This window comes from Chryseobacterium bernardetii (assembly GCF_003815975.1).
Taxonomy (GTDB): Bacteria; Bacteroidota; Bacteroidia; order Flavobacteriales; family Weeksellaceae; genus Chryseobacterium; species Chryseobacterium bernardetii.
On record NZ_CP033932.1, the window covers coordinates 4,437,925 to 4,450,487 of the forward strand.

The following is a 12,563-nucleotide window of genomic DNA, read 5'->3' on the forward strand; positions in this document are numbered from 1 at the left end:
ACAATTTTCCTTTACTATCAGTTTTTGCATCCGTACAGAAAAAGATCAGCTCTATTACAAAAGATGAACAAGACACAACAGGTGTTTCCTTTCTGGGATTTGAAAATAATTTTAAATACAGCCAGAATTTGAAAAAATTCTATGACGCAAAATTACTTCCGAAACAATCTACTGACTCCCTGATGAAAATTGGGCTGGCTCCCCCAGCCGGAGCCAATAAAATTGTAGAACAATTGCCAAAAGGAACTCAGGCAGCGCATAAAAACGGATCTTCCGGCATAAAAGATAACATTCTTACGGGCGCAGAAAATGATATGGGAATCATCACTCTTCCGAATGTAAAACACTATGCCATTGCTGTGTAGATAAGCAATTCCAAAGATTCTGAGGTTGAGAACTGCAGAATAATCCCTGATATTTCCAATGCAGTCCGGGATAATTTTAATAAATAAAATATTAAGCTTAATTTTAGCGCAGAGAATCGGATGGATTTTCTGAGCTCATCATTATGAAAAAATTACTATTAGCAGCGGCTTTATTCTATTCTACATTCTTCTTCTCGCAGAAGAATCAAGACTATTTAAGGATCAGCTATACCAGTGTATGCTGCGGGCCGGCTTCTGAAAAACCAATCATCAGCTATCTGAAGGAATTTAAAAGAAAAAACCAGATAAGAAGTCTGGAGATCCTGATTCAAAGAGGATTGGGCAGAGAAGGTGAATTTGAATTATATGTAGGGACTGATTTCCTTACCAACAACCAAAGAAAACGGCTTGTACGCGGGCTTACGGCTTCTGTTTCCAACCAGAACAATAACAAAAAGTCGCAAAACATCGGAAATATAAATTTTGATCCGGCAGATATTGCTCATCGGGAGGATCTTATAAATGCAAAAAATTTAACTATCTATAAAAAATAAAGGAAAATGATCAAAAACATTGTAGTTATCGGAGCTGGTACCATGGGAAATGGTATTGCACATACTTTCGCACAAAGCGGTTTTAAAGTAAATCTTGTGGATGTATCCCAGGAAGCTTTAGACAGAGGATTGAAAACCATTACTACTAACCTTGACAGAATCATCGCAAAGGGAAACCTTACAGAAGAACAAAAAGCGGAGACTTTAGGTAACATTACTACTTTTACAGCACTTAATGATGCTGTAGGTGCTGCTGACCTTATCGTAGAAGCTGCTACTGAAAATCTTGATCTTAAATTAAAGATCTTCGGCCAGATGGATGAATTGGCTCCTGCCAACTGTATCCTTGCCACCAATACTTCTTCCATTTCTATTACGAAAATTGCAGCGGCTACCAAAAGAGCAGATAAAGTGATCGGAATGCATTTTATGAATCCGGTTCCCATTATGAAACTGGTTGAGATCATCAAAGGATATTCTACTTCTAAAGAGACTTTCGATGCTATTTATGAAATGAGCAAAACACTAGGGAAAGTTCCTGTTGAAGTGAATGACTATCCGGGTTTTGTGGCTAACAGAATATTAATGCCGATGATTAATGAATCAATTGAAACTCTTTACAACGGTGTTGCTGGTGTAGAAGAAATTGATACGGTAATGAAATTAGGAATGGCTCATCCAATGGGGCCGCTTCAATTGGCAGATTTTATTGGTCTTGATGTATGTCTTGCAATTCTGAATGTTATGTATGACGGATTCAAGAATCCTAAGTATGCTCCCAATCCATTGCTTGTAAACATGGTAACTGCCGGAAAACTGGGGGTAAAATCAGGGGAAGGTTTCTATGATTATTCTGAAAGCAAAAAAGCTGAAAAAGTTTCAAAAATGTTTTTAAAATAGTTTTCAAAATGATGAGTTGTGCGTTTTAAGTTATAAATTTGGGCCTCGAACCTCTATACGATACTTAATAACTACAGCTTTGATGAAAATTAAAGAAAAAAATATCCAGATATTCTTGGTCATCATTACTTTTGTGATGACCATTTTTCGTTTTTTACTGAATGAAAAAGGAAGGGTAAACCCGGACTCTATCCGCTTCATGAGGTTTGCTCACGGTTTACCTGCTATTGATAATACAACAACTCCTTTAGGCTACCCTGCCGCTATAAAATTCATTACGTACTTTGGTCCTGATGAATTCTGGAGCAGTAAGGTAATAGGCATCCTTGGCTTTTTATTTATTATTTTATTCGCCTGGAAAAAACAATTCCTTTTCAAAGAATCTATTATTGTATGCAGCTTATTCAGTATTGTCTCCATTTTTGCCTTTACAATGAGCGAGGCTCTTATTTTGCCTTTTGTATTCCTTTTTTTATATACATCAGCCCTTATTATTGACAGAAAAATGGAAGGTCTGAAAGCTATTCTTTCCCTTTCTTTATCTCTGATCCTACTCTACAATATAAGATATAGCGCTCTCTTTATCATAGGAGGCACTGGTTTGTACGGACTTATTTTCTGGAGAAGAAAATATGGGCCGGTATTTATTATTTCGGCCACTATAGGAATGGCTTTCGTTGTTCTTTATAAATTTTTATTCATCGATTACTTTAATAAGAACTATGTAAAGGACTTCTTAGAAATGGGCCTTCACACCACGCCTCAGCTATTGGTGGAATTATTTCAGGGATTGTGTACCGCATTTAACCCTTTTATTCATATGGCCAGTCCTGCAGGAGGTATCATCAACTATGGAATTTACGGAATAGGTCTCCTGAACATCCTCCTTATGGTTTTCCTTTTTGTCAGGCAAAAGCTTTCAGATACTGAATTCTTTTATGTATTCATAGGGGTATCAGGGATCATCTGTTCTTATTTTATACAGTATTTCTATTCTCTAACGCCTATAGATTATAGACTGATAGCAGCATTCAGCTTTCCTTTATGGTTGGTTTATTTTAAAAAGCTGTTTGAGCTATTTAATACTAAAGTTTATCTCATCGGGCTTTTAAGCTTAATGTCCGGAATGTTATTTACATGGCTTTCAAAAGGAAATTATCTTGAAAACAGGAAAAAGATCACAGAATTCTTAAAATCAGAAAACCTGGATAAAGTTCCTTTAAAGTTTTATATTATCGAAGACAAGGATTTGGAAAAAGTGCAGTTGGCAGAAATCATCAGCACTGTAAACCCTCAGGTAAGCTTTACTTCCAAGCCTCAGGATACATTACAAAAGACAACATTAACGCACTATAAAGTTTTACAAAAAGTTAAGATCGACAAGAATAAATATCAATAATTTTATTATCTTTGAGAAAGTTAAAACATTAAAAAAATGAAATTACCAAAGTTTTTATTAGCAGATAATTCGGAATTTCCAGAAGATCTATTCGTAGTTCATACAGAATATCCAAGATTTATCCTAAACGTTGAGGAAGAGGAAGTTGAGTGGTTAGATGATCTTGAAGGAGATGATGAAGAAACTATGGCAGATGAAGCTACAAAAGTAGTTGAAGCAGCTTTCAAATGGTGCGATGAAGAGTTGGCTAAGTACGACGAAGAAGAGGAAGATTAATAACATCTAAATCATAAAAAAGGAACTCAAATTGAGTTCCTTTTTCTTTTTATTCTGATTTATTGAATTTCAATAATAAAAGATTGTCTTTATAAAGCTCCAGTGTATTTCCTGAAATTACATATTTATTAGCTTTTCCCATCATATCCATAAAGTTCTGCTCTACTCCGATGTTATTACACATCATCTTTGTAGACCCCATTTGCCCTGCAGAAAAGCCTCCTGTGGAAGGATCTATGGTAGCCGTTCCAAAATAGTTGTTGCATCCTGCATTTCCATTAATTTTTTCTCCTTCAATATTTAAGGTAGGAACTTTACCTTTTACATTTTCAGCCAATGTCCATTTTGTATTGGCAAGAGCCGGCTGGGCTTTTCCTACTTTAGAAGCAGACGGGCTTGTCATAGTTCCACATGATGCCAATACTGCTGCTGTACATATACTTAAAAAAAGATTTTTCATTTTTTACTATTTGAATTAACCCAAATTTACGGATTTTATATTATTTAAACGGGCTGTAACTAATTTTATTATTCTTTAACACTTTATATTTTCAATGTATTCTGCCCCCAATATATACTTTTTCATACGCAAAAAAGAATACATATTTTACTCTATCCGCGTCTCTAAACCACAAACAAAGTAATTTATAAAAAATCAACAATAAACAAATACAAATGTATATTTTATCAAATAACAAATATAAAAATAAATTAATAATAAATTTAATACTAATTTATTATTAATATCAATATTTAACAATTATTTTTATTGTATCAAAATTAGACTTTAAAAAAATTAAAAGATTTTAACCAGTATGAAAAAAAACTTCTACACCACAATGTTTCTGTTATCCTTTAATCTGTTTTTTTCCCAAGTAGGCATTAATACTCCTGATCCTAAAGCCAGCCTTGATATCAGTGCCAAAACCACCGATGGCAGCCAGCCTGAAGGAATTATTGCTCCCCGGCTTACGGGGGATCAGATTAAAGCAGGCGATGCCAGCTATGGGGCAGATCAGAAAGGAACCCTTATCTATGCAATATCAGCTGTTGCGGTACCAAGTACAAAAACAGCTAACATCACAGAAGAAGGCTATTACTTTTTTGATGGAAATATCTGGCAAAAGGTAGGCAAAAATGCCCTCACGACAGCAGCAAACGGACTTTCTTTAAACGGAAGCCAAATGGAATTAGGAGGAAGTCTTAACAGAAATACAAGTATATTACAGGGTAATTTTCCTCTTGCCTTTACAACTTCCGCCACTAACGGTTTTTCTGTTAACAATACCACATTATCCATAGATGGTGCTAATAACAGAGTAGGCATAGGAACTACTACTCCATCTGTTCCCCTGGAAATTAATAACGGAACCACAGCAGGAGCCTTGAAAATAACTGATGGCACCCAGGGTCTGGGTAAAGTGCTTACCAGTGATCCAAATGGTGTGGCAACATGGTCTACTACTGTTGTAACAGCTTTTGCCAATGCCTGGACTCCAGCTTCAGGGACACTTGTAAATCCTTTTACCGGCGCAGCAGGAGGTCCGTTCAATACGGGGCTGAGTGTAGTTATCCCGGAAAAAGGATGGTATTTTTTCCGTTGCGGTATATCCATTAATTCAGAATGTAATGATTATTTTTTCTACATTAACGGTATCGGGGATGTATGGAGGAGCTATTGCGGCTCCAATACCGCCGCCTTTATGTTCCCGAGAGACCAGAACCGGGTACTTTATTTTGCCAATCCCGGAACTTATACTGTATTTGCCGGAAAAACCAATTTAATAGTTCCTACAACCTTCAATGCAGGAAACCCTGCTTTTTATCTGGATTTTGTAAAATTTCAAAATTAAAAAAGAAAAGCGGGCTTTAAAGCCCGCTTTTTATAAATTATTATATTTCTTTACTATGATCTTAACTCTGCGTTGAATTCTTTCTGGAAAGATTTAATTAAAGAATCCATTACTTCTGTGATTTCTTTTTCTTCCAGCGTTTTTTCTTCATTTAGCAACTCGAAGCTCATTGCGTAAGACTTCTTCCCTTCCGGAAGATTTTTTCCTTCATATACATCGAATAAGTTGATGCTCTTAATGAACGGAGATTTATTCTTCTTCGCTGTTTGATATAGCTCCTGGTAGTTAATATTCTTATCAATCAATAATGCTAAATCTCTCCTGATCTTGTTGAATTTCGGAATGTCTTTAAACTTCAGCTCGTTTTTAGAACGTAACTCCTGAGCCAGTTCAAGTTCTATTTCAGCATAGAAACAATCCTGATCAATATCAAAATCTTTCAGCAATGCAGGGGCTACCTTACCAATTCTTGCCAAAACTTTCCCATCAGCTTCATACGCTATTGCATCTGAGAATCTTTCATCAGTTAAAGGTACTTCTTTATAGTTTACCATTAATCTTTCCAGTACAACCTTTACATAAGCTTTAAGGTTGTAGAAGCTTACTGCAGACTTAGGCTGTAACCAGTTCTCTGCTACATCTCTTCCTGAAACAATAATGGCTAACTGTTTTCTTTCTTCGTATTTATCTCTTTTATGATAGATCTTTCCTAATTCAAAGAACTTAATATCCTGATTCTTTCTGTTGATATTGTAAACCGTATTCTGAAGAAGCCCTTCCAATAAAGATTTTCTCATGAATGCAAGGTCACCACTTAAAGGATTTAACAGTTTTACAGCATCCGTTTCATCTTTTACAGAAGTTAAAGAATTGTTCATTACTTCATGGAAACCAAGACTCTGTAAAGCTCTCGCCCAGCTGTTTTCCAATTCATCCTGATCGTTTGCACTCAGTTTTACCGGTGTAAATGAAATCTTTTGTGGAGCATCAATCTTATTATATCCATAGATTCTTAAAATCTCTTCAATAACGTCAATTTCTCTTGTTACATCTGCTCTGTACGCAGGAACAGAGATTTCAAAACCATTAGGAATTTCATTTAAAACCTGAATTTCCAATGCCTTCAGGATTTCTTTTACTTTTTCTCTGTGAATTTTTGTTCCTAAAATCTGTTCAATCTTAGAGAATCTTAAGATCACATAGCTATCTTCTATTTTCTTAGGATATTCTTCTAAAAGTTCCCCTACCAGTTCCCCTTCAGCAATTTCCTGGATCATCTTAATAGCATGGGTAATGGCTGTTCTGGTAAGGTTAGGATCTACACCTCTTTCAAATCTGAAAGAAGCATCCGTATTCAAACTGTGAACTTTTGCTCCTTTTCTTACCGCTACCGGGTTGAAATAAGCACTTTCAAGGAATATTGTTTTTGTAGTTTCAGATACTCCTGAATTTTCGCCACCAAAAACTCCGGCAATACACATTGGCGTATCCTTACCATCTTTAATCATGATTTCAGTACCGTTCAGTGTTCTTTCTACTCCATCTAAAGTAGTGAACTTTGTTCCCGGTTTTACCACGCCTACTTTCACTTTTTTATCTGCAATCTTATCTGCATCAAATGCATGAAGCGGCTGCCCGTATCCATGAAGAATATAGTTGGTAATATCTACAACATTATTAATCGGGCTTAATCCGATGGCTTTTAATCTGTCTTTTAACCAGCTTGGAGATTCTGCAACTTTTACATTTTCAATCACCGCACCAATATATCTTGGACAAAGCTCAGCATCTTCAATTTCAAGTTTGAAATCGTGAGAACCTTCGCTATTTAACGGTTCAGAAGCTACTTTATTAAACTGAGATTTCTGCTGGTTGGTAGAAAGAAAAGCATGCAGATCTCTCGCCACCCCATAATGAGACATGGCATCAGTTCTGTTGGGTGTTAAACCAATTTCAATTACCTCGTCATTTGTTAATTCAAAATAGTCGGCAAAATTCTTTCCTACTTCATATTTGGTTTCATCCAAAACCATAATTCCACCATGATCTTCGCTAAGACCCAGTTCGTCTTCTGCACAGATCATTCCCTGCGAAACCTCACCTCTTATTTTTGCTTCTTTAATTTCAAAAAAGTTTCCGGTCTTATCATAGATTTTTGTTCCTACAACAGCTACAGGCACAGTTTGTCCTGCTTCTACATTGGGAGCACCACAAATGATATTCAGTATCTTCCCGTTTCCTACGTCTACTGTTGTCTTCTTCAGTTTATCAGCATTCGGATGCTTTTCGCAGGTTAATACTTTCCCTACAACAATTCCTTCCAGGCTGCCTTTTACACTTTCGAATTTATCTATCCCTTCAACCTCAAGACCTATGTCTGTAAGGAATTCACCGATTCTTTCAGTTTTCAATTCCGTTTTTACAAAGTCTTTCAGCCAGTTGTTTGATATTTTCATTTGCTTATCTATCTACTTGTTTAATTCGCCAAACAAAACACAAGGTTTCATCTGCCCTATTTTTGAAACTTTTATTTGAAATCCCGTTCAATAATTGAGTCGGTTTTTCGCGGTACAAATGTCGTGTTTTTTTGAGAAATACAGAAATTTCAGAGCGATTTTAAGAGAATTAATTTTCATTTTTTCCTGTTCCGGAGACTGAGTAAATCAATCTCTACTTTGCTTCTTCATAAAATTTAAGCAATCCATTTAAAATACACGAATAGATTGTAATTATTTCATTTGTATTAATCTCTTTTACTTATGCAGTAGATGCTAAGATTTTATAATTATACAGTATTTAAGATCACAGAAGCGTTTCACTAAAGATCAGGCATTCTTTTAGGTCTCCATTTGTCTTATCACTTACTGTCTCTGCTGAATGAAATGCCCTTGCGAATGAAAATATGCTGTTTCAAAATACTATTCCTGCAAACTTAGCGTTTAAATTATAATCAGTAAGATTTTTCTATTTTTTGACGCAACATGCGCTAAGATTTTTAATTATACCGTATGATTTTTAAGAGCGTAGAAGCGTTTCACTCAGCAAGGCTAAAGAAAGTATTGTTACGAAAAGTTTGAAATATCTGAAGCTATTAATTAAGCAACATTTTAAATTCATCTTTGATGAAACTTAACTTTCCTTAAAATCTTCATTTTTCTTAACGGTTTAATATCCTGATTAGAAAAGGTTAGAAATAAAAAAAGCCGGATTACTCCAGCTTCTTTTTATTTGTTATTTTACTATTACAACCCGATTACCGGCATTGATAACATTAAGATATTTTCGTTTTCTTCCAGCCCGTCAAGCGGCTCAATAATTCCCGGTCTGTTTGGCTGAGACATTTTCATTGTGATATCGTCAGATCCTAGGATTGTCAACATTTCCGTTAAGAATTTAGAACTGAATCCGATATTGATATCTTCTCCGTTGTAGTCACAAGGGATCTGCATATCTGCTTTGTTCGCATATTCCGTATCTTCTGCATGAAGGTGAAGAATATTTCCTGAAAGCTTGAATCTTACCTGGTTGGTAGATTTGTTAGACATGATCGATGCTCTCTTGATAGCTCCTAGTAAGAGATTTCTGTTGATGGTTAATACATTCGGATTTTCTTTAGGAATTACCGCCGTATAGTTTGGATACTTACCATCAATCAGTCTACAGATCCAGATATGCTTACCAAAAGTAAACTTGGCCATATTCTCATTGAAGTCGATCTTCACGTCTTCATTGGAGCTTGCCAGAATATTTTTGAAGATATTCAAAGGTTTCTTAGGCATGATAAATTCCATTGGTTCAGCATTCATCAGGTCTGCTCTTTTGTAAACAACAAGCCTGTGAGAGTCTGTAGAAACGAAATTGGTTTCATTTTCCCCAAACTGGAATAATACTCCTGTCATTACCGGACGAAGAGAATCATTACTGGTGGCAAATAATGTATTGGTTAAAGCTTCAGACAATACTCCAGCCGGCATTACTACACTTTGGGAAGCGTCAAATTCCGGTAATTCAGGATAGTCATCAGCGTTATCTAATGCTACTGCGAAATTATCTTTTTCATCTAAAATCTCAAGCTGGCTTCCAGTTCCTTCAGCATTGTCCTTTACAACAAATGTTAAAGGCTGTTCTCCATATGTCTTGATAAAATCCTGAAAAATTTTAGCAGGAACAGCAAATTTACCTGAATCATCAGACTTTACTTCCAGGGAAGTTACAAGAGTTGTCTCGCCGTCAGATGCTGTAATGGTAACATTATTTCCGTCTAATTCAAAAAGATAGTTTTCTAAAATCGGTCTCGATTGAGAGCTTGATATTACGCCACTTACAGTTTGCAACGCCTTCTGCAGTTCACCACTTGAAATAATAAATTTCATAGATTTATAAAATAAGTTTCTACAAATATAATAAATACATACAATAAAGAAAAGAATATTCCTGACGAGTTTTTAACAAAGATCGTCAATGGTGTTTCAGACCCGATATTACGTTCTGGTTTCCATAGCTGTATATTTTTGCACTAAAATATTGACCGCCGGATATATTAATCTTAATATTCCAAATATAGCAGATTAACCGCAACAATCAAAATACAAAAACTATCTTTGTTGAAAAAAATAAAACAACATGCAAAAACCACCGATTCATAAAAGTTTTTTAAATGCTTTCCGGGGTGTTTTGGCAATGCTAAAAACAGAAAGGAATTTTCAGATTGAGATTCTGGCCTCCCTTCTCAATCTGTTCCTTATTTTTTATCTAAAACTTACTTCTACAGATGCTGCTCTTATTCTCATGGCTTCTGCCGCTGTTTTAAGCGCAGAAATTTTCAATACCGCCATTGAAAAGATATGTGACATCATTCAGCCTGATTTTGATGAAAGAATAGGTTTTATTAAAGATATTGCTGCCGGAGCAGTTGTACTTATAGCCATTGCCTCTGCAGTTATTGGAGTTCTTGTGTATTGGAAGTATTTTTTTTGACCACCCTGTCAAATCTATGATTTGAGCCCCCTCCGTAGGAGGGGAATATCACGTCTTCAACTGATTTTTTGTTAATTAAGATAGTTTTTATTTTTTATTACCCTTATTTTACAGCAATTAAAATATCTACCTCTGCATCGGAAGGATACTGTGCTTTTTCGCCGTATATCTCAAAATCAGCAGTGAAGGTTCTTCCCAAATCCATGTTCCAGATTTTAAGCCATTCATTAATAACCAGACCTTCTGCCAAGTTTCCTTTTACTGTAAATTTTACATAATCTCCACCATCAAAAGATTTCCCAGCCATTCCTTCCGGAATATTCTCCAGACTTTCTACTTTGCATCCTAATAGTGTAGTATATGGCTTTGTATGGTCTTTTTCATACTCCGTATAAATGGAATAAATAGTATTATCTATTTTATTAGGAATATTATTCAACAGATTTTCTTTCATAAATTTTTCCCATAATACAGGAATATCCTTTGCTGCCTGTTCATTTTCATTGGTTGTTCTTACTTCAATTCCGATCACCTTAAAAGGTTCCACTTTTACGTTATTCATTTCTTGATTTTTTGTTGTAGGTCAAAGATAGATGGCAGTTGTGACAACTGTTTGTCAGGAGGTTTTTAGACACCTGATGATTGATAGATGATAATATTTCAAATTATAATAATGGTTATTTTTATGTTTTGGCTAAAGCCAATGGATAGGTTTTAAATATAAAAACGGGCTAAAGCCCGTTTCTATTGATGGTATGGTTTTAAATAAAACGTTTCTGAAAATTAATAATTTTCAGAAACGTTCTGTTCATTAAATTATTTTTAATTTATAAAGGACAATAAGCATCCCATGCTGCCCCCGTCATACATCCGTCATATTTTGGACAATAGTAGTAATAGGGTGAAGTGCTGCAATTTCCATTTTCATCTTTGGGATAAATAATCATAGGTGGGTTTACTCCTCCTCCTTTTACTGTTTTTAACTCTTGCCTTTTAATTCTTTTTAGATTTTTCATAGTAATTTTTTTGTAGCTTAAAACTACTAAATAAAATTCACTCACCAAAGATAAAATGAGGGACTGACTTATTTTCCAACATAAATAAACCCTTTGTTTCCGGATTTAAAAACGGTTTCTATTCTTTGATAGTCATCTACTTCGTATTCATCGGCCTGAAGAATTTCTGCTTCTGTCACTTCAAACAGCACGCCTTCTATTTCATCATCAGCATTTCCTGAGAACTCCAGAACGGGATGGTATTTCTGACCGCTCTTTCTTAGAACTTCCGGATCTGTAATTTCAAGCATATTCAGTTTGTATCCTGATAAAACATCTTTTTTTCCCTGCAAAATGCGTCCGAAAGTTTCCAGCTGAACCTGCTCTTTCTGTAAGGTTCCGTAAGAGAATAAATAAGGCATTATAAATATTTTTCAATGATTGGAACTGCAATTTCGGCCATCATTCCATAACCTTTCTCATTGGGATGAACACCGTCTGCAGAAAGCAGGATCTCTTTATCTTCAAACAATGCCGAATGAAAATCAATATACCCTAAAGAGTAATCTGCTGCAATACTCTTAAGAATATCATTATAAGCAACCACTTCTTCATTTGATCTTAATTTTCCTGAACTAACCACCACCCCGTCTATATTTTTGGAAACAGGAAGAATACTTACCAGGTAGATATCTTTGGAAAACTGTTGGGCATGCTGAATAGCTGTGATAATATTATGTCTGAATTTTTCAGGTTCCACTACCCGCACTCCTTCTTTGACGGCAAGATCATTGGCTCCATAGCTTATAAAGACCAAATTTCCATCGGCTGAATTTCTTGCTTCCAATTCTACAGGCATTCGTTTCAATAATCCTTCTGTTGTTTCGCCGCCAATTCCCAAATTGAATAAGATCAGCTCATCACCATTTCCTTCATGGAATTTCTGTAGGGCATATCTCTTTAAAATATCCACCCAACCTCCAAAAACGCCATCATATTCTCCATAGGTTATACTGTCTCCAAAGAACAGTCCATATACTATTTTCTTCATTCAATTGATTCTTTTGTTTATTGATTTTGCTTCTTGTCCAAAGCTTACAAATATTTTTCAAAGTAAGATAAAAATCTGCTAAATCAGCCTAATCTGCGAGATTTTTTTAATTTAAAATTGTAGTACGAAAATTTTGAACCATTAAGCATTTTTAATGATTAAGAAGTGTTAAGAGAACAGCTAAAGCTATTGA

At 35.3% G+C, this 12,563-nt stretch carries 13 protein-coding genes and 1 pseudogene; 7 read left to right on the forward strand and 7 right to left on the reverse strand.

Translation table 11 applies throughout. The features are described 5' to 3' along the window. Window positions 1-128 precede the first annotated feature (128 nt). The 5 genes and pseudogenes from EG339_RS20290 to EG339_RS20310 all read left to right on the forward strand — a co-directional run. Window positions 129-452: pseudogene (locus EG339_RS20290) on the forward strand (serine hydrolase); the annotation flags it as partial. A gap of 56 nt (window positions 453-508) precedes the next feature. Next, a complete protein-coding gene (locus EG339_RS20295) occupies window positions 509-919 on the forward strand; it encodes a hypothetical protein (protein ID WP_123871705.1) in 411 nt (136 codons plus the stop codon). A gap of 9 nt (window positions 920-928) precedes the next feature. Then, a complete protein-coding gene (locus EG339_RS20300; RefSeq protein WP_185146562.1) occupies window positions 929-1,819 on the forward strand; it encodes a 3-hydroxybutyryl-CoA dehydrogenase in 891 nt (296 codons plus the stop codon). Between the two features lie 82 nt (window positions 1,820-1,901). Continuing rightward, window positions 1,902-3,218, forward strand: coding sequence for a hypothetical protein (locus tag EG339_RS20305; RefSeq protein WP_123871707.1), 1,317 nt, complete (start codon window positions 1,902-1,904; stop codon window positions 3,216-3,218). A 36-nt stretch (window positions 3,219-3,254) separates the two neighbouring features. Continuing rightward, window positions 3,255-3,494, forward strand: coding sequence for a hypothetical protein (locus EG339_RS20310; RefSeq protein WP_002977986.1), 240 nt, complete (start codon window positions 3,255-3,257; stop codon window positions 3,492-3,494). Between the two features lie 49 nt (window positions 3,495-3,543). Here the strand turns inward: EG339_RS20310 and EG339_RS20315 are convergent, their stop codons facing one another. Further along, window positions 3,544-3,954, reverse strand: coding sequence for an META domain-containing protein (locus EG339_RS20315; RefSeq protein ID WP_123871708.1), 411 nt, complete (start codon window positions 3,952-3,954; stop codon window positions 3,544-3,546). 355 nt (window positions 3,955-4,309) lie between these two features. Here EG339_RS20315 and EG339_RS20320 point away from each other — a divergent pair, with 355 nt between their 5' ends. Next, window positions 4,310-5,347 carry a hypothetical protein gene (locus tag EG339_RS20320; RefSeq protein ID WP_123871709.1) on the forward strand — a complete coding sequence of 346 codons (1,038 nt, stop codon included), beginning with the start codon at window positions 4,310-4,312 and terminating at the stop codon, window positions 5,345-5,347. A gap of 53 nt (window positions 5,348-5,400) precedes the next feature. Here EG339_RS20320 and pheT read toward each other — a convergent pair whose 3' ends face one another. Both pheT and dnaN read right to left on the reverse strand, forming a co-directional pair. Beyond that, window positions 5,401-7,803: a phenylalanine--tRNA ligase subunit beta gene (gene pheT, locus EG339_RS20325; RefSeq protein WP_123871710.1), complete on the reverse strand. Its 2,403-nt coding sequence runs from the start codon at window positions 7,801-7,803 to the stop codon at window positions 5,401-5,403. 786 nt (window positions 7,804-8,589) lie between these two features. Then, a complete protein-coding gene (gene dnaN / locus EG339_RS20330; RefSeq protein WP_045498178.1) occupies window positions 8,590-9,720 on the reverse strand; it encodes a DNA polymerase III subunit beta in 1,131 nt (376 codons plus the stop codon). A gap of 250 nt (window positions 9,721-9,970) precedes the next feature. Here dnaN and EG339_RS20335 point away from each other — a divergent pair, with 250 nt between their 5' ends. Then, entirely contained in the window at window positions 9,971-10,324 is a 354-nt protein-coding gene (locus tag EG339_RS20335) for a diacylglycerol kinase family protein (protein ID WP_123871711.1), read from the forward strand. A gap of 103 nt (window positions 10,325-10,427) precedes the next feature. On the opposite strand, the gene EG339_RS20340 is transcribed toward EG339_RS20335, so the two are convergent. The 4 genes from EG339_RS20340 to EG339_RS20355 form a co-directional block, all read right to left on the reverse strand. Then, entirely contained in the window at window positions 10,428-10,886 is a 459-nt protein-coding gene (locus EG339_RS20340) for a GyrI-like domain-containing protein (RefSeq protein WP_123871712.1), read from the reverse strand. A gap of 265 nt (window positions 10,887-11,151) precedes the next feature. Further along, complete coding sequence (locus EG339_RS20345; protein ID WP_123871713.1) at window positions 11,152-11,340, reverse strand: bacteriocin-like protein; 189 nt, start codon at window positions 11,338-11,340, stop codon at window positions 11,152-11,154. Between the two features lie 68 nt (window positions 11,341-11,408). Continuing rightward, the gene (locus tag EG339_RS20350) at window positions 11,409-11,741 is read right to left on the reverse strand and encodes a gamma-glutamylcyclotransferase family protein (protein WP_123871714.1); all 333 of its coding nucleotides are present in this window, start codon (window positions 11,739-11,741) and stop codon (window positions 11,409-11,411) included. Then, window positions 11,741-12,370 (reverse strand): SGNH/GDSL hydrolase family protein, encoded by a 630-nt coding sequence (locus EG339_RS20355; RefSeq protein WP_123871715.1) that lies wholly within the window; start codon window positions 12,368-12,370, stop codon window positions 11,741-11,743. Before EG339_RS20355 ends, EG339_RS20350 begins: the two co-directional genes overlap by 1 nt. Window positions 12,371-12,563: the final 193 nt, after the last annotated feature.